The following is a 20,587-nucleotide window of genomic DNA, read 5'->3' as shown; positions in this document are numbered from 1 at the left end:
TCGATCAGCATGATGCTTGGATTGTTTTAATGCGAATTGTTCGCAATTGTATTTACCAATCCAGACGCCGGAGATCCCATGTCGCCTCACGTTGCGCCAACGCAACCTCGGCCCGCGCGGGCCCCGCCGGATCAGCCGCGCCGCGCGAGCCGCTCCAGCCAAGTCGCCAGCTCGGCCGCGGAGCGCAGGCCCAGCTTGTGGAAGGCGCGCGCGCGGTGCACCTCCACGGTTCGCATCGCGATGCCCAGCTCGTCGGCCACCTGCTTGTTGAGCCGGCCGGCGGCGACGCGCGTCGCCACCTCCCGCTCGCGCTCGGTCAGCAGAGCCAGGCGCTGCTCGATCAGCGCCAGCTCGCCGGACTCGGCCTGGCGCTCCCCGTCGCGCTGAAGCGCGCGCTGCACCTTGTCGACCAGGCTGCGGTCATTGAAGGGTTTCTCGATGAAGTCCAGCGCGCCCTTCTGCAGCGCGTCGACGGCCATCGGGATGTCGCCATGGCCGCTGAGGAAGATCACCGGCAGCGGCACGCCGCGGGCAAGCAGTTCGTCGTGCACCTGCAGCCCCGACATCGGCTCCATGCGCACATCCAGCACGATGCAGCCGCGCGGCTGCGGATGCCGCTGCAGCCAGTCCAGCAGCGCGGGCCCGCCGTCGTGCGCCTGCACCGCGAAGCCATGCGATTGCAGCAGAAAGCCCAGCGCGTCGCGCACCGCGGCCTCGTCGTCGACCAGATGGACCACCACGGCCCCGTCCGTTTCCGTGTTCACCGCCCTGCCCTCCTATCGTTGCGCCGCGGATCCTGCCTCGGCGTCCTGGCGCTGCCCTGCCTCGGGATGAACGGGCAGCGTGAAGCTGATGCGTGCGCCGCCCAGCGTGCTCTCGCCCGCCTCCATGCCGCCATGATGCGCCTCGACGATGGAGCGGCAAATGGTCAGCCCCATGCCCATGCCGTCGCGCTTGGTGGAGTGGAAAGGGGTGCAGAGCTGCTCGATGCTGCGCCCGCCCAGCCCGGGCCCGTTGTCCTCCACGTCCAGGCGCACGAAGCGCGGCCCGGCCAGCGCGGCGGCGATGCGCAGCTGCGGCGCCGCGTGCACGCGCAGCTCGTCCAGCGCATTGCGGACCAGGTTGATCAGCACCTGCTCCACCAGCACCACGTCGGCCTGCACGGGCGGCAGCTCGGGCGCCAGCTGCAGATCCAGGCGCACGCCCTGCAGGTCGCGCTTGAGCAGGCGCAGCACGCGGATCACCAGCTCGGTCACCTCGCAGCGCTCGGGCTGCGGCGCGCGCCGGGTCAGGAAGGCGCGGATGCGCTGCACGATGCGCCCGGCCTCGTTGGCCTGCTCGCCCAGTCGGCGCAGCGCCTGCAGCACCATGGGGTCCTGGCCGGGGTGCTGCTCGAGCAGGCGCAGCGCGCCGCCGTTGTAGCCGGTGATGGCGGCCAGCGGCTGGTTGAGCTGGTGGGCCAGCGCCGAGGCTACCTCGCCCAGCATGCTCAGGCGCGCCTGGTGGGCCAGGGTCTCGGTCTGGCGCCGCTCGCGCTCCTCGGCCTGCTTGCGCGCGCCGATGTCGACGATGGAGCCCATCCAGCCGACCTGCTCGCCGCGCCCGTCCACCAGCGGCGCCTCGAAGATCATCACGTCCAGCACGCGCCCGTCCTTGTGGCGCCAGCGCGCCTCGTAGCCTTCGCGCGGGGCGCCGCCGGCCATGTTGCGCTGGTGGCGGCGCAGGCTGTCCTCCATCTCGTCGGGCGGCCAGTAGGGCATGGGCGGCATGCGGCCCATCAGCTCCTCGGCGCTGAAGCCCACCAGGTCGCAGAAGGCGCGGTTCAGGTGGGTGATGCGGCCCTGCAGGTCGCGCGCGCGCAGCCCCACGGTCAGCGAGTCCTCGATCGCGCGGCGCCACGCGGCCTCGGTGCGCGCCTCTTCCACCGCGCGGCGGGTGCGCCGCATCTGCCGGCGCAGCATCGCGCTGGCCACCGCCGACAGCAGCACGAAGACCGCCATCAGCACCGCCGGCAGCGTGCGCCACCACGGCACATGGCGGGCGCGCGTGTTCAGCTCCAGCCAGGTCTCGCGCATCGCCGGGTCCAGGCTGACGCGGTAGCTCTGGCTGCCGGGCTGTGCCAAGGCGTCGCCGGCCTGGGCGATGCGCTGGCCCCAGGCGTCGACCAGGCGCACGTCGTACTTCTGCGCCAGCCACCAGGGCAGGGTCTGGCGCAGCAGGCTGGTCGGTGCGAAGCGGATCACCAGCCGGCCGCCGGACGGCAGCTGGGTGCTCCAGTGCGCGCTCAACCCGCCCTCGTCCAGGCTCACGCCGCTGCGCTCGCGGCCCGGCATCTCGTTCTGCGGTATCTGCTGCGGCACGTGGACGCGCACGCGGGTGGCCTCGTCCAGCACGGTGACGCTGACCCACATGCGGCGCAGCCCTTCGGCCACCTGCGGCTGGCTCAGCAGCGCGGGCTCGTCCAGCCGCTCGGGCAGGTGGCGCGCCAGCTGCGCCACGGTGGCCTGCTCGGCATTGAGCCAGTCGGAGATGCGCGCCTCCAGCGTCAGCGCGTCGGCGATCAGGGTCAGGCGCTCGTCTTCAAGCTCATGGCGCTCGCTGGCATGCATCCAGGCCGCCACCGAGGCGGTGAAGCCCATGGAAAGCAGCAGTGGCCAGGCCCAACTGGTCTGGCGCAGGAATCGGATCAGCGCGGCCATGCTGCGCAGTCTAGGGGCTCAACCGGCCAGGGTTTCTCCGCGGTGTGGAAGTCCACAACTGGGCGCTGTCCGCGCGAATTCACAGAATCCGCCGCATTCATCCTGCCCTTATTCCAAGCACAACGGAGACAACGCATGAAGCTCGTCACGCCCCGCCGCCTCCTGCTCTCGGCCGCCCTGGCCCTGGGCGGACTCGCTGCCCTGCCCGCGCTGGCCCAGACGCCCGTGGTCATCAAGTTCAGCCACGTCGTCGCGCCCGACACGCCCAAGGGCAAGGGCGCGCAGCGCCTGAAGGAACTGGTCGAGGAGCGCAGCAAGGGCCGCATCAAGGTCGAGGTCTACCCGAACAGCCAGCTCTACAAGGACAAGGAAGAGCTGGAGGCGCTGCAGCTGGGCTCGGTGCAGATGCTGGCACCCTCGCTGGCCAAGTTCGGCCCGCTGGGCGTGAAGGAGTACGAGGTCTTCGACCTGCCCTTCCTGTTCAAGGACGAGGCCTCCTTCCGCAACACCACCGACACGCTGGGCAAGGACCTGTTCACCAAGCTGGAGAGCAAGGGCATCAAGGGCCTGGCGTATTGGGACAACGGCTTCCACATCATGTCGGCCAACAAGCCGCTGCACAAGGTGGCCGACTTCAAGGGCCTGAAGATGCGCATCCAGAGCTCCAAGGTGCTGGACGCGCAGATGCGCGCGCTGGGTGCGATTCCGCAGGTGATGGCCTTCTCCGAGCTGTACCAGGCGCTGCAGTCCGGCGTCGTCGACGGCACCGAGGGCGTGGCGTCGAACTTCTACACGCAGAAGATCTACGAGGTGCAGAAGCACATCACGCTGTCCAACCACGGCCACCTGGCCTATGCGCTGATCATCAACAAGAAGTTCTACGACGGCCTGCCGGCCGACCTGCGCGCGGTGCTGGACAGCGCGGTGAAGGACGCCACCACCTACGCCAACGCGATCGCGCAGACCGAGAACGCGACCGCGCTGGAGAAGATCAAGGCCAGCGGCAAGAGCACCGTCTACACGCCCAGCGCCGCCGAGGCCAACGAGTGGAAGCAGGCGCTGATGCCGGTGCACCGCGACATGACCTCGCGCGTGGGCAAGGCCACGGTGGACGCGGCCTACAAGGCCGCCGGCTTCGTTGCTCCGAAGTGAGGCCGACATGCTGATGCGTATCCTCGACAAGGCCGAGGAGATCCTGATCGCGACGCTGATGGCGGCCGCGACCCTGGTGATCTTCGCGGCCGTCACTCACCGCTTCCTGGCCACCATGCCTCTGGTCCAAGACTGGGTGCTGCGCCTGGACCTCTCCTGGGCCCAGGAGCTGTGCATCTTCATGTTCGTGTGGATGGCCAAGTTCGGTGCCGCCTTCGGGGTGCGCCAAGGCATCCACGTCGGCGTGGACGTGCTGGTGCGCAAGCTGCCCGGGCGCCAGCGCGTGCCCTTCGTGATGTTCGCGCTGCTCGCCGGCGCGCTGTTCACCGGCGTGATCGCGGTGCTGGGCGGCAACTTCGTCTGGCATATGTCGCAGACCGACCAGACCTCGCCCGACCTGGAGGCGCCGATGTGGATCGTCTACCTGTGCGTGCCGCTGGGATCGGGCCTGATGTGCTTCCGCTTCCTGCAGGTCGCGTGGCGCTATCTGCGCAGCGGTGAACTGCCTCATCACAACGTGGCCCATGTGGACGGCCTGGACGACGAAGCCCTGGGAGCCAAGGCATGAGCAACATTCAAACCGCCGACGCCACCGGCTTCAGCACCCGCGGCAAGATCGGCCTGGTGCTGGGCGCGCTGGCGCTGCTGGGCATCGCCCTGCTGGGCAACACGGGGCTGATCTTCGCGCTGCTGCTGCTGCTGATGCTGACCGGCATGCCGATCTCCATCGCGCTGGGCCTGACGGTGCTGGTCTATCTCTTCACCATGACCGAGGTCCCGGTGCAGAGCGTGGCGCTGAAGCTGTTCACCGGCATCGAGAAGTTCGAGATCATGGCGATCCCGTTCTTCATCCTGGCCGGCAACTTCCTCACCCACGGCGGCGTGGCGCGCCGCATGGTGCGCTTCGCGACCTCGATGATCGGCCACTGGCACGGCGGCCTGGGCCTGGCCGGCGTGCTCGCCTGCGCGCTGTTCGCGGCGGTGTCCGGCTCCTCGCCGGCCACCGTGGTCGCGATCGGCTCGGTGATCCTGCCGGCCATGGTCAAGCAGGGCTTCCCGCCGCGCTTCGGCGCCGGCGTGATCACCACCTCGGGCGCGCTGGGCATCCTGATTCCGCCGTCGATCGCGATGGTGATGTACTCGGTCTCGACCAACACCTCGGTCGGCACCCTGTTCATCGCCGGCATCATCCCCGGGCTGGCGCTGGCCTTCGCGCTGGGCCTGACGACCTGGTGGATCGCGCGCAAGAACAACTACCCGCGCCTGCCCAAGGCCACGCTGGCCGAGCGCTGGGCCGCTTTCCGCGAAAGCGCCTGGGGCCTGATGCTGGTGGTGGTGGTGATCGGCGGCATCTACACCGGTGTCTTCACGCCCACCGAGGCCGCGGCGATGGCGGCGGTGTACGCCTTCTTCATCGCCGTCTTCGTCTACAAGGACCTGAAGCTGAAGGACCTGCCGCGCGTGCTGCTGGATTCGGCCAGCATGAGCGCGATGCTGCTGTACATCATCACCAACGCGGTGCTGTTCAGCTTCCTGATGACCAGCGAGAACGTGCCCCAGCACATGGCCGACTGGATGATCGCGCAGGGCTTCGGACCGGTGGCCTTCCTGCTGGTGGTCAACATCCTGCTGCTGCTGGCCGGCAACGTGATGGAGCCCAGTTCCATCATCCTGATCATGGCGCCCATCCTGTTCCCGGTGGCGATGAAGCTGGGCATTGATCCGGTGCACTTCGGCATCCTGATCACGGTGAACATGGAGATCGGCATGTGCCACCCGCCGGTGGGGCTGAACCTCTACGTGGCCTCGGGCATCACCAAGATGGGCATCACCGAGCTGACCGTGGCCGTCTGGCCCTGGCTGAAGACCATGCTGGTCTTCCTGATCATCGTCAGCTACTGGCCGGGGCTGTCCACCGCGCTGCCCAGGTGGCTGGGCATGATCGGCGGTTGAGCGCAGCGGCGGCGCTCAGGCGCCGCCGCGCATGCCCCAGCCCGGCAGCCGGTAGCCACTGAGCATGGCCGCGACGCGCAGCAGCGTGGCCGTGCCGGCGCCGGCCAGCAGCGCGGCCCATTGCGGCGCGTCCAGCGACTGGGCGAGGATCAGCGCCCAGCCGCCGAGAAAGCTGCACACCGCATAGGGCTGGTGGTCGCGGAAGGCGCTGGGAATCTCGTTGCAGACGATGTCGCGCAGCACGCCGCCGAACACCGAGGTGACCATGCCCATCAGCACCGCGACGATGGCCGGCATGCCGGCATCCAGCGCGATCTGCGCGCCGCTGGCGGTAAAGAGGCCCAGACCCAGCGCGTCGGGCCACTGCATCGCGCGCTGGGTGGGCGCCACATGCTTGCTGCGCATGAACAGCATGGCGCCCAGGCACAGCGCCAGCAGCGCCCACAGCCAGTTGGCGTGCTCGACCCAGAAGAAAGGGCGCCGGTCCAGCAGCACATCGCGCAGCGTGCCGCCGCCAAAGGCGGCCAGGCCCGCGACCACGCAGACCCCCACCGCGTCCAGGCGCTTGCGCGCCGCCTCCAGCAGGCCCGACAGGGCAAAGGCCAGCGTGGCGACGATTTCCACCGCGAGGTGGACATGGCTGAGGGTGAGCAGGTGCAGCGCGTTCTTCATGGGCGGGTTCCAGCCCCGCATTCTCGCCGCCCCTGGCTACCGCCCCCGCAAGACCTGGCCCCGCCGCGGGGGCCTCGGACCTACTGCTTGTTCTTGGCTTCGTCGGCGTGCATGTGGCCGACGAAGTAGCGGATGTAGTAGCCGCCCATCACGAGGATGAACAGCAGCACCGCCGCACTCAGCAGACCGACGTCGGTGGTGAACAACTCCTTGAGCAATTGCATAAGACCTCCTTATTGGTAAGGTCATTGGACGCCGCGGTCAAGCCGGCCGCGTTGCGCCAACTCAAGGGCGATTCAGCGCGATGCGGCCGGCGGCGCCCCGCTCTGCAGCACGGCCACCGGCTCCGGCGCCAGCAGGCTGCCGTCGCGCAGCCCGCGCCAGGTGGCCATGGCGAGCGCCAGCACCAGCAGCGAGGCCAGCGCCAGCACCGGCACGGCCAGCAGCCGCATCAACGCCGAGTGATCGGCCAGCGCCAGCGTCAGGCCGGCAAAGGCGGAGGTGGGGAAGCCCAGCGCCCAGAAGGCCGGCGTGAAGGGCTGGGCCAGCACCCGCCGCAGCAGCTGCGCCGCCCACAGCAGGCACAGCAGGGCCACGCCCCACATCGCCTGCGCCCAGACCGCGGGCGCGCCCAGGGCCAGCAGCGCCAGGCCGATCACCGCCGGCGGGGCCACCAGGATGAAGCTGCTGGCGAGCAGGCGCTCGGGCCACAAGCCCTGCACGGCCAGCCGCGCCAGCAGCAGCGCCATCACCAGCAGCCACAGGAACACGCCCAGCCCGAACTGCGCGGCCGCCCAGTCGCCCGCGCCCAGCGCGACACCGGCCAGCGGCGCCAGCACATTGCCCACCACCGGGATGATCAGCAGCGGCGTCACGCCCATCCACTGCGGCCCGCCAGGCCCCTGGCCGCGCCACCAGCGCGACAGCACCCACAGCGTGCACGCCAGCTGAAGCGCGCAGCCCAAGCCCCACGCCAGCCCGCTCCAGCGCGTGGGACCCAGCAGCGCGGTGGCCAGCGTGCCCAGCAGAATCAGCGACACCGGGATCGCCGCCAGCAGCGGATGACGCAGGGGATGAGAGAAATCGTCGGCCCAGGCCTGCGCATGGCGCCGCGCGCGCAGCGCGCTGGCCGCCAGCAGCAGCACGAAGGCCAGCAGCGCGGCGGCGGACAGCACCAGCGTCGCCCCCTGCGCCCATTCGCCCATCAGCCCGCCGGCGCGCCACCAGGCCTGCGCCAGTCCGGCCAGGCCCATCACCGCGGTGAACCAGACCGGGCCGAGGAACTTCAGCGGTGTCGGATGCCTCATCGGCTTACTTCAAACGAAGACCGTCGCGGTCCCAGACCTCGGTCTCGATCGCGATGCCCTGCCCCACGCTCTGCGTGACGGTGCAATAAGCCTCGAAGCTGGACAGCACGCGGTCCAGGTGCTCCAGCGACGCGGCCGGCACGCCCAGGTGCAGCGCGGCGCGCAGGCGCAGCACGCGCAGCCGGCCCTGCTCGTTGCGGCCCACCTCGGCCTCGACGACGCAGCGCAGCGGCTCGGGCGATTGTTTGAACTTGCGCAGCGCGAAGAGCAGCGAATCGCTCAGGCAGTTGCCCACCGCGGCGGCGAGCAGTTGCACCGGCGACGGGCCACTGCCCTGGCCCAGCGGCGGCGGCTCGTCCGCGCGCAGGGCCGGCACGCCGGCGCCGAATTCGACCGTGAAGGCATAGTCCTGCTGCTGGCGCAGTTCGACCTGGATGGGGCTGTCGCTCATGGTGGTGTGAAGGCTGTGGGAATGTTGGGCAGGCCCGCGGCGCTCAGAGCGCGTTCAGCGGGATCTTGATGTAGCGCGTGCCGTTGTCTTCGGGCGGCGGGAACTCGCCGGCGCGCATGTTGATCTGCACCGAAGGCAGGATCAGCGTGGGCATGGACAGCGTCGCGTCGCGCGCCACGCGCATCGCCACGAACTCGTCCTCGCCGATGCCGTCGCGCACATGGATGTTGTACTGGCGCTCCTCGGCCACCGTGCTGACGTAGCGCAACTCGCGCCCGCCGGGCAGGTAGTCGTGGCACATGTACAGCCGTGTCTGCGGCGGCAGCGCCAGCACCCGGCGGATGGAGCGGTACAGCGTGCGCGCATCGCCGCCAGGGAAGTCGCAGCGCGCGGTGCCGTAGTCGGGCATGAACAGGGTGTCGCCGACGAAGGCGGCCGACTGTTCGCCGTCGCTGACCACATAGCTCATGCAGGCCGGCGTGTGTCCGGGCGTGTGCATCGCGTGCAGCGACAGCCCGCCGATGTCCAGCCGTTCGCCGTCGTCCAGCAGGCGGTCGAACTGGCGGCCGTCGCGGTGAAATTCGTCACCGGCGTTGAACAGGGTGCCAAAGACCTTCTGCACCGCCGTGATGTGGCGGCCGATCGCGGTCTGACCGCCCAGCTGCTGCTTCAGATGGGTGGCGGCGGACAGATGGTCGGCATGGACATGGGTCTCCAGGATCCAGCACAGCCGCGCGCCCAGCTCGCGCACCCGCGCGATCAGCCGGTCGGCGTTGCCAGTGCTGGTGCGGCCCGACTTGGGGTCGTAGTCCAGCACGCTGTCGACGATGGCGCATTCGCGCGTGGCGCCGTCCAGCACCAGATAGCTGAGGGTCCAGGTGTCGGGATCGAAGAAGGCTTCGACCTCCAGCCGTGAGCGCAGGCTCATGAGAACGTCTCCTGTGCGCAGGCAAGAATCGTTGCATGCGCATTCATGGTGGGCCGCCGGTCAGGGTCCCGGCCCTCGTGGGGCCTCGGCCGGCATCGCAGCCGCGATTTTTTCAGCATTCCACGCGGCGCTGGACACATTCCGCGAGCGACTGTCCGCCAGGCGGCCGCCGCGTCGCCTCCGCCCCTCAGTCGCCGGCCCGCGCGCCCAGCTTGCGCAGCAGCGTTTCCATCAGACACCAGCGCGTGAAGCCGCTCTGCAGCAGGTTCAGACCGACGAAGGCGGTGAAGGCCAGCCACCAGGTGCTGGCGTACAGCGGACTGCCGGGCACGCCCAGCAGCAGCGACAGCAGGATGAAGGTGCCGGCGACGACGCGCACGATTTGCCAGGAACTCATGACGATGCCTTTCAGGAGTGGACGGAGGCCGCGGGCGCGCCCTCCGGGTTGCGGGGGCGGTAGGCCACGTAGTACAGCAGCGGGATCACGACCAGCGTGAGCAGCGTGGAGACGAAGATGCCGAAGATCAGCGAGATCGCCAGCCCGTTGAAGATGGGGTCGTCGAGGATGAAGAAGGCGCCCATCATCGCCGCCAGCCCGGTCAGCAGGATGGGCTGCGCGCGGGTGATGGCCGACTGCACGATGGCCTCGCCCAGCGCCATGCCCTGGGCCTGCTGCAGGCGGATGAAGTCCACCAGCAGGATGGAGTTGCGCACGATGATGCCCGCCAGCGCGATCATGCCGATCATGCTGGTGGCGGTGAAGGGCGCGGCCAGCAGCGCATGGCCCGGCATCACGCCCACCAGGGTCAGCGGAATGGGCGCCATGATGATCAGCGGCGCCAGGTAGGAGCCGAACTGCGCCACCACCAGCAGGTAGATCAGCACCAGGCCCACCGCATAGGCCAGGCCCATGTCGCGGAAGGTCTCGTAGGTGATCTGCCATTCGCCGTCCCACTTCAACGTGTAGGCGCGCCAACCGTCGTCGGGCTGGCGGATGAAGGCCTCCTGCAGCGTGCCGCCGTCCGGCGTCGCGATCCGCTGGACGCGGCCGCGCATCGCGAACATGCCGTACAGCGGGCTGTCGATGCGGCCGGCCATGTCGGCCACGACGTAGTGCACCGGCATCAGGTCCTTGTGGTGGATGGGCTGCTCGCGCAGCGTGTCGCTGACGCGCACCAGTTCGCGCACCGGCACCAGTTGGCCCTGCGCGCCGCGCACCGGCAGGCTCAGCAGCGCGTCCAGCTGGCCATGCATCTCGGGCGGCAGCTGCAGCCAGACCGGCGCCGGGTACTTGCTCTGGTCATGCAGATAGCTGACCGCCTCGCCGCCCAGGCCGGTGCGCAGCGCGGCGACCACCGCCTGCTGCGCCACGCCCAGCTGCGCGGCCTTGGCGCGGTCCACCAGCAGCAGCCGGCGCGGCGCGTCGGCGATGCCGCTGTCGTCCACGTCCACCAGCCCCGGCTCGCTCTCGAACACGCGGCGCAGCTCGCTCGCCACCGCGCGCCGGCCGGCGGCGTCCGGCCCATAGACCTCGGCGACGATGGGCGACAGCACCGGCGGCCCCGGCGGCACCTCGACCACCTTGACGTTGGCGCCGAAGCGCTTGCCGATGGCCTGCAACGCCGGGCGTTCGCGCATCGCGATCGCATGGCTTTGCAGCGCGCGGTGGTGCTTGTCGACCAGGTTGACCTGCAGCTCGCCCACCTCGCCGCCGCTGCGCAGGTAGTACTGACGCACCAGGCCGTTGAAGTTGATCGGACCGGCCGTGCCGGCATAGGCCTGGTAGTCGGTCACCTCCGCCACGCCGGCCAGGTGCGCACCCAGCTCGTGCAGCACCGCGGCGGTCTGCTCCAGCGGCGTACCCGCCGGCATGTCGACGACCACCTGGAACTCCGACTTGTTGTCGAAGGGCAGCATCTTCAGCATCACCAGGCCCAGCGCCGGCAGCGCCAGCGACACGGCCACCAGCGCCGCCACGCCCAGGCCCAGCAGGCCGCGGTTGCGCGCGCCGCGCCGCGCATCCAGCAGCGGGCGGAAGACGCGCTGGAACAGCGGCGCCAGCGCGCGTTGGACCCGCCCCGGCCCGTGGTCGGTGCCCGGCGCGGCCTTCATCCACAGCCGCGCCAGCCAGGGCGTGACGACGAAGGCGATCGCCAGCGACAGCAGCATGCCCATGCTGGCGTTGATGGGGATGGGGCTCATGTAGGGCCCCATCAGGCCGCTGACAAAGGCCATGGGCAGCAGCGCCGCGATCACGGTCAGCGTCGCCAGGATGGTGGGGCCGCCGACCTCGTCGACCGCGCCTGGGATGAGCTGCGCGAGCGTCCGGTCCGGGTGCAGCGCCATGTGGCGGTGGATGTTTTCCACCACCACGATGGCGTCGTCCACCAGGATGCCGATCGAGAAGATCAGCGCGAACAGCGATACCCGGTTCAGCGTGAAGCCCCAGGCCCAGGAGGCGAACAGCGTGACGGTGAGCGTGAGCAGCACGGCGCTGCCGACGATGGCCGCCTCGCGCCGGCCCAGGGCCAGCCACACCAGCGCGACGACGGACGCGGTGGCGAAGAGCAGCTTCTGGATCAGCTTCTGCGCCTTGTCGTTCGCGGTCGCCCCGTAGTTGCGCGTGACGGCGACCTTCACCTCGTCCGGGATCAGCGTGTTGCGCAGCGCGTCGACCCGGCGCGTGACCGCCTCGGCGACGTCGATCGCGTTCTCGCCCGGCTTCTTCGTGATCGCGATGCTGACGGCCGGATACTCGGCCGCCGGCACACCGTCCTTGGCGGCCGTGCCGTGCCAGACATAGCGGCTGGGCGGCGGCGGGCCATCGCTGATCGTGGCCAGCTCGCGCAGGAAGACCGGACGGCCCTGGCGCACCGCGACCACCAGCTCGCCCAGCTCGCGCGCGTCGCGCAGCCAGGGGCCGGCCTCCAGCAGGATCGCGCGATTGCCCTGCAGCAGCTCGCCCAGCGGCGCGCCCAGGTTGGCCGACTGCAGCGCCTGGCGCAGCTCGTCCACCGTGAGCTTCATGCTGTTCAGGCGCGCCGGGTCCAGCGCGACCTGGATCGCGCGGCCGGGACCACCCAGCGTCACCACCTCGCGCGTGCCGGGCACGCGCTTGAGCTCGGCCTCCAGCGTGTGGGCCACACGCTGCAGCGCGTCGGCCCCCTCGTCGGCGGCCTGGGGGCTGTACAGCGTCAGCGTGAGGATGGGCACGTCGTCGATGCCCTTGGGCTTGATCAGCGGCGGCATCACGCCCAGCCCGGCGGGCAGCCAGTCGGCGTTGGCCTGCACCGTGTCGTGCAGGCGCACCAGCGCCTCGGTGCGCGGCACGCCGACCTTGAACTGCACGGTGATCACCGCCAGCCCGGGACGCGAGACCGACATCACATGCTCGATGCCGGCGATCTGCGACAGCACCTGCTCGGCCGGCGTCGCCACCATCTGTTCGACGTCGGCCACGCCGGCCCCCGGGAAGGGGATCAGCACATTGGCCATGGTCACGTTGATCTGCGGCTCTTCCTCGCGCGGCGTCACCAGCACCGCGAAGACGCCCAGCAGCAGCGCCACCAAGGCCAGTAGCGGCGTGATCTGCGCGGACTGGAAGAATGCCGCGATGCGGCCGGACATGCCCAGGCCAGGGCCCTTGGAGGCTTGCGTCATGGCCGGGCCCTCATTGCGCGGCGCGCGCCGCCATCTGCGGCTGGGCCAACACGCGCTCGCCGGCCGCCAGGCCGCTGAGCACCTCCACCCGGTCGCCCTGGCGCGCGCCGACGCGCACCTGGCGCAGCAGCGGACGGCCCTGCGCGCCCAGCACATAGACGGCGGAAAACTCGCCACGCCGCAGCACGCTGGCGGCCGGAACGCTCAGCCGCGCCGCGCCCGCCGCGGGCGCGGCATCCGCCAGCCACACGCGGGCGAACTGGCCCGGCGCCGCGCCGGCCAGCGGCGTGGGCAGCAGCGCGCGCAACAGCGCCGTGTGGCTGGCCGCGTCCACGGTGGGCAGGCGCTCCAGCGCGCGCGGCACGATCGCATCGCCGCCGGCCAGGCCAGGCAGCTCCACACGCACGCCGCCGCGCGTGTCCAGGCTCTGTGGCACGGCGGCGGCGACGCGCAGCTCGCGCGGGTCGTACAGGGTCAGCAGCGGCTTGCCCGGCAGCGCCATGTCGCCCAGCATCACCGGCAGCTCGGACACCACGCCGTCATAGGGCGCGCGCACGGTGTAGAAGCTGCTCTGCGTCTGCGCCGCGTCGGCCTGCGCCAGCTGTGCCTGGGCCTGGGCCTGCGCGGCCTTGAACTGCGCCTCTGCCTGGTCCAGCGCCGCCTGGCTGATGAAGCGCTGCTGATGCAACTGCTGCTGCCGCTCGTACTCGCGCCGCGCCAGCGCCAGCCCCGCCTGCGCCGCGCGCACCTGGGCGGCGCTGGCCGCGGCGCTCTGGTCGGCGCTGCGCGGGTCGATGCGCATCAGCACCTGGCCGGCGCGCACCGCGTCGCCGGCCTTCACATCCAGGCGCACGATGGCGCCGGCCACCTGGGCCGCCACCTGGGTCTGGCGCAGCGCTTCGACGACGCCGTCATAGGCCTGCGCGGCCGCCGCGCCGCCCACCTGCACCGGCACGGTGGGCCAGTCCGTCGCCGCGGCCTGCGCCGGCGCGGCCTCGCCCGCCGGCGGCGCGAGCAGCAGCACCAGGCTCACCAGCCCCGCGGCGACGCCGGGGGCGCCAGAGGCGGCATGGCGCTTGCGCGGGAACAGAAACATCGGGGATCGAACAAGGCAAGGCATCACGGCGCGGTCTCCAACGCGGCCCCGCGGAACGGGTGCGTCGCGGCGCCCGACCTGCGGAGATTCATCAGCAGTTGCGTTAGTATTTGCGCATGTAGTTAAATAGTCAAGTGCGTACGTTATTCAGTGCCAATTTCCGCACGCAGGCACGGGCTCGTGAAAGCTGAGGCATGATGGGCACCCCAAGATCACCGCTGTGCATAGAGATGGACGGGCTCACTCCGGAGGCGCTGGCCCAGGTCGCCGCCTATTTCCAGACCCTGGCCGAGCCGACCCGGCTGCAGATCCTCAACCTGCTGCGCGCGCAGGAGCGCAACGTCGGCGAGCTGGCCGAGCTGTGCGGCTACAGCTCGGCGAACATCTCGCGCCACCTGAGTCTGCTGACGCAGCAGGGCTTCGTGAGCCGGGAGACGCGCGGCAATGCGGCCTACTACCGCATCGCCGATCCGGCCATTTACGCGCTGTGCGACATGGTCTGCGGCAACATCGCGCGCAAGTTTGAACGCCAGGCCGAGCAGGCCGCCGCCTTTACCGGGCCCGCGGGCTCCGCGGCGCGGACCGCCCGGCGCGCCAGGCGCTGAGCGGGCGCCGGGTTCAGCCGCGCCGCAGCACCACGGTGACCAGCGCGGACGCGTCCCGCAGCGCGCGCACGCCATGCGGCACGCCGCGGCGCAGGTAGAGCAGCTGGCCGGCGCGCAGCACATGGCTGGCGGCCTCGGTGCTGACGTCGATCTCGCCTTCGATGCATTGCACGGTGATTTCGCCGGCGACCGCGTGCATGGGCAGCGACTTGCCGGCGGGCAGGACCAGGCGCATCAGTTCGAGGTCGTCCGACTTGAACAGCGCCGTGGTGCGCGCCTCGGCCAGCGCGGCGCCCAGCGGCTGGAGGTCGATGACCTGACCGGGAGCGGCATGGGGTAGAGCCATGGTGACGGACTCCTGTGGCTAGACCGACCGCCCGTCGAAGGTGTTCACCGGCACGGCGGCCAGGTCCACGTCGTCCAGGCAGCGGATGTTGATCGCGGCGATCTGCCGGCCCTGCGGGTCGGCGCCCTCGCCGAAGGGGTGGATGCCGCACACCGGGCAGAAGCGGTGGCGGATCACATGCTTGTTGAAGGTGTAGGTGGCGGCGTCCTCGTCGGGCGTCTGCAGCTGCATCGCCTCGCGCGGCACGAACCACAGCAGCGAGCCCTTGCGCTGGCAGATGGAGCAGTTGCAGGCCAGCGCGCCGTCCAGTTCGCCGTCCACGCTGAACGCGATGCGGCCGCAATGGCAGCTTCCCTTGTAGTGCATGTGTGCCTCCCACCGCGCTCGCTGGCACGGCATGGAGCCATCCTACGACGAAGCCTGCCCGAGCGACAGCCGGCGAGCGCGTCTCAACACACCCTGTTTCGCCCCTCCTGCTTGGCGCGGTAGAGCGCCGCGTCGGCCTCGGAGATCAGCGACTCGGGCTTGCCGCCCTCGGTCGGCACGCAGGCCGCGACGCCCAGGCTCAGCGTGACCACCGGCCCCGTCGGCGAGGCCGGATGGGGGATGGCCAGCCGCTCGCAGCGGACGCGGATTTCTTGCGCCACCGCGGCCGCGGCCGCCGGGTCGGCGCCGGGCAGCAGCACGACAAACTCCTCGCCGCCATAGCGCGCCGCCAAATCCCCGGCGCGCCCCACGGCCTGCGCGAACACGCCGGCCACCGCGCCCAGGCAGTGATCGCCCTGCAGGTGACCCAGCAGGTCGTTGTAGGCCTTGAAGCCGTCGATGTCGGCCATGATCAGCGCCAGCGGGCTGCCGGTGCGCCGGGCACGGCGCCATTCGTCGTCCAGCGCCTCGTTGAAGCGGCGCCGGTTGGCCAGCCCGGTCAGCGGGTCGACGAAGGACAGGCGCGACAGATGCTCGTTGGCCTGGCGCAGCTCCTCGGTGCGCAGGGCCACCAGGTGCTCCATCTCGCGCTGGCGCGCCTGCAGGCTGCGTGTGCGCAAGCGCACCAGGCCCAGCACCGCGCCGGCCAGCGCGAGCAGCGCCAGCGCGATGAACCAGGGCGTCTCATAGGGCCGCGGACGCACGGTGACCGCCAGCGGCTCGGCCTCGGTCCAGCGCTGGCCGTCCGCCGAGGCCGCGAGGCGGAAGCGGTAGCGCCCGTGCGGCAGCGCCGCGAAGGCGGCCTCGCGCGCCGCGCCGGCCTCCACCCAGTCGCGCGTCAGCCCCTCCATGCGGTAGCGGAAACGCACGCGGTCGGCATGCAGCAGCGTGTCGGCGCTGTAGCGCAGCAGCAGCGGCACCGCGCCGGGCGGCAGCTCCACCTCGGCGCCGGGCGCCTGGGGCTGGCCGTCGACCAGCACACCGTCCAGGCGCACGCCGGGAGGACGCGCCGGCCCCGGCGGGTGGCGCGGATCGACGATGACCAGCCCGTTGGCCGACGGCAGCCACAGCCGCCCCTGCGCGTCCCGCGCGCCGGCCGGCTGCAGCCCCCCGGCGAAGGTCGTGCCGCGCAGCGCATCGCCGGGGCCGAAGCCCACCGAGGCCACGCGCCGCAGCCGGCCTTCGGCGAAGGCATCCAGGTCGGCGCGCGCGACGCGGTAGAAGCCGCGGTTGCAGCTCATCCACAGCTGGCCCTGGCTGTCCTCCAGGATGGTCTGGGCCAACCCGTCCCACAGGCCATCGGCCGGTCGTATGCCCGTCAGCCGGCCCTGGCGCAGCCGGTTCAGGCCCTCGCCATTGCTGCCGATCCAGAGGCTGCCGGCGCCGTCTTCGTACAGCGACAGGATCCAGTTCGACACCAGCCCGTCGGCCTTGGTCAGTGTGCGGAAGCGCCCCTCGCGCAGGCTGGCCAGGCCCTGGCCGGCGGTGCCGAACCACAGCGTGCCATCGCGCGCCTCCAGCATGGCGACGACGCCCTCGCGGGGCAGCCCGGGATCGAGCACCGGCACGAAGCCCGGCCCGTCCAGCCGCGCCAGCCCGGCGCGCGTGCCGACCCACAGCCGGCCCTGGCGGTCGCGCAGGATGGCGCGCACCTCGACGCCGGGCAGTCCCTGTTCGGGCCCGTAGATGCGCGGCCCCTGGTCGGTCAGGTGCACGACGCCGGCCGTGTAGGTGCCCACCCACAGGCTGCCGTCGGTGTCTTCGTGCAGCGCCGAGATCTCTTCGGTGGGAAGCCCCTGCGCGCGCCCGATCACGCGGATGCGGCCGCCCTCGATGCGATTGAGCCCGCCGCCGGCGGTGGCCACCCAGTGCACGCCGGTGCGCCCGTGCAGCACGGCGCGCACGTTGTCGTGCGACAGCCCCTCGGGCACGCCAAAGACCACATAAGCGCGGTTGCGCAGCCGGTTCAGGCCGCCCACCCAGGTGCCCACCCAGACGCTGCCCTCGCGGTCGGTGGCCAGCGACCAAATCTGGTTGCCCGCCAGCCCGCCGGCCGCACCCAGCGTGCTGAAGCGCCCCTCGCTGAAGCGCACCACACCCTCGCCCCAGCTGCCGATCCACAGCGAGCCTTGCGCGTCGAAGGCCAGCGTGGTCAGGTGGTCGGTGGGCAGACCGTCGGCGCGGGTATAGATGCGCGTCGCGCCGCCATCCAGATGGACCAGGCCACCGCCCGCGGTGGCGGCCCAGACGCCCTGGCGCGGATCGGCCAGCACATGGCGGACCTGCAGATGCGGGAAGCCGTTGGACGGGTCGTGGACCGTGAACACGCCCTCCTTCGTCATCTCGACCAGCCCGCCGCCCGAGGTGGCGATCCACAGCACGCCGCGCCGGTCCAGCGTCAGCGCCCGCAGGCGTTCCGTGGGCAGGCCCTGGGCGCGCTGGTAGAGCCGCGTGCGGCCGTCCTGCCAACGCACCAGGCCGTTCTCGGTGGCGATCCAGACCACCCCGTCCGGCGCCTGCGCGAAGGCCCAGACGCGCCGACCGCCGCTGACCTCGGGGGGCAGGACCTCGCGGAAGCGCCCGTTCTCGTAGACGGCGGCGCCCTGGCTGTGGCCGATCCACAGCCGGTGCTGGGCATCCTCCATGAAACCGAACACCGGCTGCGAGCCCATGCCCGGCGCGACGCTCTCGTCGAAGGTGGTGAAGCGCACGCCGTCGAAGCGCGCCAGCCCGCCCGCGGTGCCCACCCACAGCGCGCCATCGGCGCTCTGCAGCAGCGCCTGCACCGTGTTCAGCGGCAGCCCCTGCTCGGTCTGCCAGCCGTCCACCTTGTACTGCGTCAGCGCCCCGGTGGGCGAAGCCAGCAGCCGGGCGACGTCGGGCTCGGCCGGCGCCGCGCACAGCCGGCCGCCCACGAACAGCAGGCACCATGCCAGCAGCACGCCGGCCCATGGACCCCGCCAGCCCTGCGGCCCGACGGGCCTGGCTTCCAGGCGCCGGCAGGCTGAGACCACCGCAAACAGAGACAAGACACTCCCCAACTTATAGGAGGGGACGGCGCACCGGCCGCCCCCTGTTGGAACGGGAGATTACACGAGGACGATGTCGGGGCGGCTGGCGCACGGCCCAGACCCGGCGCGGCCCCGCGCCGCAGGGGGTCAGTTCTTGCCTGCGGGGGTGTCCAGCAGCAGCTCGGCGTGGTGGCACAGGTGGTCGGCGATGAAGCTGGCGACGAAGTAGTACCCGTGGTCGTAGCCCTCGTGACGGCGCAGCCGCAGCGGCTGGCCGCTGTCCGCGCAGGCCGCCTCCAGCAGCTGCGGATGCAGTTGCTCGGCCAGGAACTTGTCCGCCAGCCCTTGGTCCACCAGCAGCGGCGGCAGCCGCGCGCCGGCGCGGATCAGCGCGCAGGCGTCGTGCGCGGCCCAGGCCTCGCGGTCCTCGCCCAGGTAGCCGGCGAAGGCCTTGCGGCCCCAGGAGCAGTGCATGGGCGCGGCGATGGGCGCGAGCGCCGAGACCGACTGGTAGAGCCCCGGGTTCTTCAGCGCCAGCGTCAGCGCGCCATGGCCGCCCATGGAGTGCCCCATCAGCCCCACGCGGTCGGCGCGCAGCGGGAACTGCTCCAGCACCAGCGCCCGCAGTTCCTGCGTCACATAGCGGGCCATGCGGAAATGCGCGGACCAGGGCGCGCGCGTGGCGTCCAGGTAGAAGCCGGCGCCATGGCCGAAGTCCCAGTCCGAACTGGCGCCGGCGATGCCGGTGCCGCGCGGGCTGGTGTCCGGCGTGACCAGCGCCAGCCCCAGCCGCGCCGCCTCGCGCTGCGCGCCGGCCTTGATTGCGAAGGTCTCCTCGGTGCAGGTCAGTCCGGCCAGGAAGAACAGCACCGGCACCCGGCCCCGCGGTCCGTCACCGGCCTGCGGCGGCAGGTAGAGGCCAAAGCGCATCGGCGTGCCGGTGCTGGTCGAGTCGTGTTCGTAGAAGCGCTGCACGCCGCCGAAGCAGGCATGTTCGCCGAGCATGCGAAGAGGCTGGTCCATGGGCCGGCTCAGTACAGGACCACGGAGCGAATCGACTCGCCGCGCTCCATCAGCGCGAAGCCCTCGTTGATCTGGTCCAGCGTGAGCCGGTGCGTGATCAGCTCGTCGATCCGCAGCTTGCCCTCCATGTACCAGTCGACGATCTTGGGCACGTCGGTGCGGCCACGCGCGCCGCCAAAGGCCGAGCCCTCCCACTTGCGCCCGGTCACCAGCTGGAAGGGCCGGGTGCTGATCTCGGCGCCGGCCGCGGCGACACCAATGATGAGGCTGCGCCCCCAGCCCTTGTGCGTGCACTCCAGCGCCTGGCGCATCAGCGTGGTGTTGCCCACGCACTCGAAGCTGTAGTCGGCGCCGCCATCGGTCAGCTGCACGATGGTGTCGACCACGTTCTCGACCTCGCGCGGGTTGATGAAATGCGTCATGCCAAAGCGCCGCGCCATGGCCTCGCGGGCCGGGTTGATGTCCACGCCGATGATCTTGTCGGCGCCCACCATGCGTGCTGCCTGGATCACGTTGAGGCCAATGCCGCCCAGGCCGAAGACCGCGACATGGGCGCCGGCCTCCACCTTGGCGCTGAAGATCACCGCGCCCACGCCGGTGGTGACGCCACAGCCGATGTAGCAGATCTTGTCGAAAGGCGCGTCCGGCCGCACCTTGGCCACCGCGATCTCGGGCACGACGATGTAGTTGCTGAAGGTGCTGGTGCCCATGTAGTGGAAGACCGGCTTGCCGTTCAGCGAAAAGCGCGAGCTGGCGTCGGGCATCAGGCCGCGGCCCTGGGTGCCGCGGATCAGCTGGCACAGATTGGTCTTGCGCGACAGGCAGAACTTGCACTGCCGGCATTCCGGCGTGTAGAGCGGGATCACATGGTCGTCGCGGCGCAGCGTGGTCACGCCCGGCCCGACGTCGACCACCACGCCCGCGCCCTCATGGCCCAGCACGGCAGGGAAAATGCCCTCGGGGTCGGCTCCGGACAGGGTGTAGTGGTCGGTGTGGCAGATGCCGGTGGCCTTCACCTCGATCAGCACCTCGCCGGCGCGCGGCCCGTCCAGGTCCAGGGTTTCGATGGTGAGCGGCTGGCCGGCTGCCCAGGCCACGGCGGCGCGAGTCTTCATGGGGTGTCTCCGTCGGCAGAATGGTCGATAGGGTCCGACTGTAGGAGAGTCCGGGCCGCAGCGCATCGGCGATGGCGGCCGCGGCACGCCGCTTGGCCGGCGCGGACAGATAATCGGCCGCCCCGGAACGCCCCCCCGCCCGC

Annotated in this window: 19 protein-coding genes; 4 read left to right on the top strand and 15 right to left on the bottom strand. The window is 71.0% G+C overall.

All coding sequences use genetic code 11. The features are described 5' to 3' along the window. Positions 1-131: 131 nt before the first annotated feature. Together LZ017_RS07370 and LZ017_RS07365 are read right to left on the bottom strand one after the other, a co-directional pair. Positions 132-764: a response regulator gene (locus LZ017_RS07370; protein WP_308194065.1), complete on the bottom strand. Its 633-nt coding sequence runs from the start codon at positions 762-764 to the stop codon at positions 132-134. A 12-nt stretch (positions 765-776) separates the two neighbouring features. After that, positions 777-2,699 (bottom strand): PAS domain S-box protein, encoded by a 1,923-nt coding sequence (locus LZ017_RS07365; protein WP_241395956.1) that lies wholly within the window; start codon positions 2,697-2,699, stop codon positions 777-779. A 135-nt stretch (positions 2,700-2,834) separates the two neighbouring features. On the opposite strand from LZ017_RS07365, the gene LZ017_RS07360 reads away from it, so the two are divergent. Genes LZ017_RS07360 through LZ017_RS07350 form a run of 3 tightly spaced genes read left to right on the top strand, consistent with a single transcriptional unit; the run spans position 2,835 to position 5,804 of the window. Continuing rightward, complete coding sequence (locus LZ017_RS07360; RefSeq protein ID WP_241395955.1) at positions 2,835-3,851, top strand: TRAP transporter substrate-binding protein; 1,017 nt, start codon at positions 2,835-2,837, stop codon at positions 3,849-3,851. Between the two features lie 13 nt (positions 3,852-3,864). Beyond that, entirely contained in the window at positions 3,865-4,419 is a 555-nt protein-coding gene (locus tag LZ017_RS07355) for a TRAP transporter small permease (protein ID WP_241396099.1), read from the top strand. Beyond that, on the top strand, positions 4,416-5,804 hold the full coding sequence (locus tag LZ017_RS07350) for a TRAP transporter large permease (protein ID WP_277604575.1): 1,389 nt from the start codon (positions 4,416-4,418) through the stop codon (positions 5,802-5,804). The genes LZ017_RS07355 and LZ017_RS07350 overlap by 4 nt, the downstream gene beginning before the upstream one ends. A 15-nt stretch (positions 5,805-5,819) precedes the next feature. On the opposite strand, the gene LZ017_RS07345 is transcribed toward LZ017_RS07350, so the two are convergent. From LZ017_RS07345 to LZ017_RS07310, 8 genes are all read right to left on the bottom strand, one after another. Then, positions 5,820-6,476, bottom strand: a complete 657-nt coding sequence (locus tag LZ017_RS07345) for a trimeric intracellular cation channel family protein (RefSeq protein ID WP_241395954.1) — start codon at positions 6,474-6,476, stop codon at positions 5,820-5,822. Between the two features lie 80 nt (positions 6,477-6,556). Continuing rightward, positions 6,557-6,700, bottom strand: coding sequence for a DUF3149 domain-containing protein (locus LZ017_RS07340; RefSeq protein ID WP_241395953.1), 144 nt, complete (start codon positions 6,698-6,700; stop codon positions 6,557-6,559). 72 nt (positions 6,701-6,772) lie between these two features. After that, the gene (locus LZ017_RS07335) at positions 6,773-7,783 is read right to left on the bottom strand and encodes a C4-dicarboxylate ABC transporter (RefSeq protein WP_241395952.1); all 1,011 of its coding nucleotides are present in this window, start codon (positions 7,781-7,783) and stop codon (positions 6,773-6,775) included. Between the two features lie 4 nt (positions 7,784-7,787). Further along, positions 7,788-8,234: an OsmC family protein gene (locus LZ017_RS07330; RefSeq protein WP_241395951.1), complete on the bottom strand. Its 447-nt coding sequence runs from the start codon at positions 8,232-8,234 to the stop codon at positions 7,788-7,790. Between the two features lie 43 nt (positions 8,235-8,277). Then, the gene (locus LZ017_RS07325) at positions 8,278-9,162 is read right to left on the bottom strand and encodes an MBL fold metallo-hydrolase (RefSeq protein ID WP_241395950.1); all 885 of its coding nucleotides are present in this window, start codon (positions 9,160-9,162) and stop codon (positions 8,278-8,280) included. Positions 9,163-9,349: 187 nt separating this feature from the next. Then, positions 9,350-9,559, bottom strand: a complete 210-nt coding sequence (locus tag LZ017_RS07320) for a DUF2892 domain-containing protein (RefSeq protein ID WP_241395949.1) — start codon at positions 9,557-9,559, stop codon at positions 9,350-9,352. A gap of 11 nt (positions 9,560-9,570) precedes the next feature. Continuing rightward, positions 9,571-12,822 (bottom strand): efflux RND transporter permease subunit, encoded by a 3,252-nt coding sequence (locus LZ017_RS07315; protein ID WP_241395948.1) that lies wholly within the window; start codon positions 12,820-12,822, stop codon positions 9,571-9,573. Between the two features lie 10 nt (positions 12,823-12,832). Beyond that, on the bottom strand, positions 12,833-13,918 hold the full coding sequence (locus LZ017_RS07310; protein ID WP_241395947.1) for an efflux RND transporter periplasmic adaptor subunit: 1,086 nt from the start codon (positions 13,916-13,918) through the stop codon (positions 12,833-12,835). A gap of 230 nt (positions 13,919-14,148) precedes the next feature. On the opposite strand from LZ017_RS07310, the gene LZ017_RS07305 reads away from it, so the two are divergent. Beyond that, positions 14,149-14,523 carry a metalloregulator ArsR/SmtB family transcription factor gene (locus LZ017_RS07305; protein WP_241396097.1) on the top strand — a complete coding sequence of 125 codons (375 nt, stop codon included), beginning with the start codon at positions 14,149-14,151 and terminating at the stop codon, positions 14,521-14,523. 13 nt (positions 14,524-14,536) lie between these two features. Here LZ017_RS07305 and LZ017_RS07300 read toward each other — a convergent pair whose 3' ends face one another. The 5 genes from LZ017_RS07300 to LZ017_RS07280 form a co-directional block, all read right to left on the bottom strand. Further along, positions 14,537-14,869, bottom strand: a complete 333-nt coding sequence (locus tag LZ017_RS07300) for a cupin domain-containing protein (protein WP_241395946.1) — start codon at positions 14,867-14,869, stop codon at positions 14,537-14,539. An 18-nt stretch (positions 14,870-14,887) separates the two neighbouring features. Beyond that, entirely contained in the window at positions 14,888-15,235 is a 348-nt protein-coding gene (locus LZ017_RS07295; RefSeq protein WP_241395945.1) for a GFA family protein, read from the bottom strand. Positions 15,236-15,318: 83 nt separating this feature from the next. Beyond that, the gene (locus LZ017_RS07290) at positions 15,319-18,237 is read right to left on the bottom strand and encodes a two-component regulator propeller domain-containing protein (RefSeq protein ID WP_241395944.1); all 2,919 of its coding nucleotides are present in this window, start codon (positions 18,235-18,237) and stop codon (positions 15,319-15,321) included. Between the two features lie 216 nt (positions 18,238-18,453). Next, positions 18,454-19,329, bottom strand: coding sequence for an S-formylglutathione hydrolase (fghA, locus tag LZ017_RS07285; RefSeq protein WP_241395943.1), 876 nt, complete (start codon positions 19,327-19,329; stop codon positions 18,454-18,456). Positions 19,330-19,337: 8 nt separating this feature from the next. Then, entirely contained in the window at positions 19,338-20,444 is a 1,107-nt protein-coding gene (locus tag LZ017_RS07280) for an S-(hydroxymethyl)glutathione dehydrogenase/class III alcohol dehydrogenase (protein ID WP_241395942.1), read from the bottom strand. Positions 20,445-20,587 lie beyond the last annotated feature (143 nt).

The sequence above is a fragment of the Pelomonas sp. CA6 genome (assembly GCF_022549225.1).
Taxonomy (GTDB): Bacteria; Pseudomonadota; Gammaproteobacteria; order Burkholderiales; family Burkholderiaceae_C; genus Roseateles.
Note: the sequence above shows the minus strand (reverse complement) of the source record. Positions and strands in the feature narration are given on the sequence as shown.

Coding starts and splice junctions, on each gene's coding strand:
- LZ017_RS07315 (WP_241395948.1), bottom strand. CDS start 12,822: ATGACGCAAGCCTCCAAGGGCCCTGGCCTGGGCATGTCCGGCCGCATC.
- LZ017_RS07300 (WP_241395946.1), bottom strand. CDS start 14,869: ATGGCTCTACCCCATGCCGCTCCCGGTCAGGTCATCGACCTCCAGCCG.
- LZ017_RS07330 (WP_241395951.1), bottom strand. CDS start 8,234: ATGAGCGACAGCCCCATCCAGGTCGAACTGCGCCAGCAGCAGGACTAT.
- LZ017_RS07295 (WP_241395945.1), bottom strand. CDS start 15,235: ATGCACTACAAGGGAAGCTGCCATTGCGGCCGCATCGCGTTCAGCGTG.
- fghA (WP_241395943.1), bottom strand. CDS start 19,329: ATGGACCAGCCTCTTCGCATGCTCGGCGAACATGCCTGCTTCGGCGGC.
- LZ017_RS07320 (WP_241395949.1), bottom strand. CDS start 9,559: ATGAGTTCCTGGCAAATCGTGCGCGTCGTCGCCGGCACCTTCATCCTG.
- LZ017_RS07340 (WP_241395953.1), bottom strand. CDS start 6,700: ATGCAATTGCTCAAGGAGTTGTTCACCACCGACGTCGGTCTGCTGAGT.
- LZ017_RS07360 (WP_241395955.1), top strand. CDS start 2,835: ATGAAGCTCGTCACGCCCCGCCGCCTCCTGCTCTCGGCCGCCCTGGCC.
- LZ017_RS07310 (WP_241395947.1), bottom strand. CDS start 13,918: ATGTTTCTGTTCCCGCGCAAGCGCCATGCCGCCTCTGGCGCCCCCGGC.
- LZ017_RS07335 (WP_241395952.1), bottom strand. CDS start 7,783: ATGAGGCATCCGACACCGCTGAAGTTCCTCGGCCCGGTCTGGTTCACC.
- LZ017_RS07365 (WP_241395956.1), bottom strand. CDS start 2,699: ATGGCCGCGCTGATCCGATTCCTGCGCCAGACCAGTTGGGCCTGGCCA.
- LZ017_RS07325 (WP_241395950.1), bottom strand. CDS start 9,162: ATGAGCCTGCGCTCACGGCTGGAGGTCGAAGCCTTCTTCGATCCCGAC.
- LZ017_RS07345 (WP_241395954.1), bottom strand. CDS start 6,476: ATGAAGAACGCGCTGCACCTGCTCACCCTCAGCCATGTCCACCTCGCG.
- LZ017_RS07280 (WP_241395942.1), bottom strand. CDS start 20,444: ATGAAGACTCGCGCCGCCGTGGCCTGGGCAGCCGGCCAGCCGCTCACC.
- LZ017_RS07350 (WP_277604575.1), top strand. CDS start 4,416: ATGAGCAACATTCAAACCGCCGACGCCACCGGCTTCAGCACCCGCGGC.
- LZ017_RS07355 (WP_241396099.1), top strand. CDS start 3,865: ATGCGTATCCTCGACAAGGCCGAGGAGATCCTGATCGCGACGCTGATG.
- LZ017_RS07305 (WP_241396097.1), top strand. CDS start 14,149: ATGGACGGGCTCACTCCGGAGGCGCTGGCCCAGGTCGCCGCCTATTTC.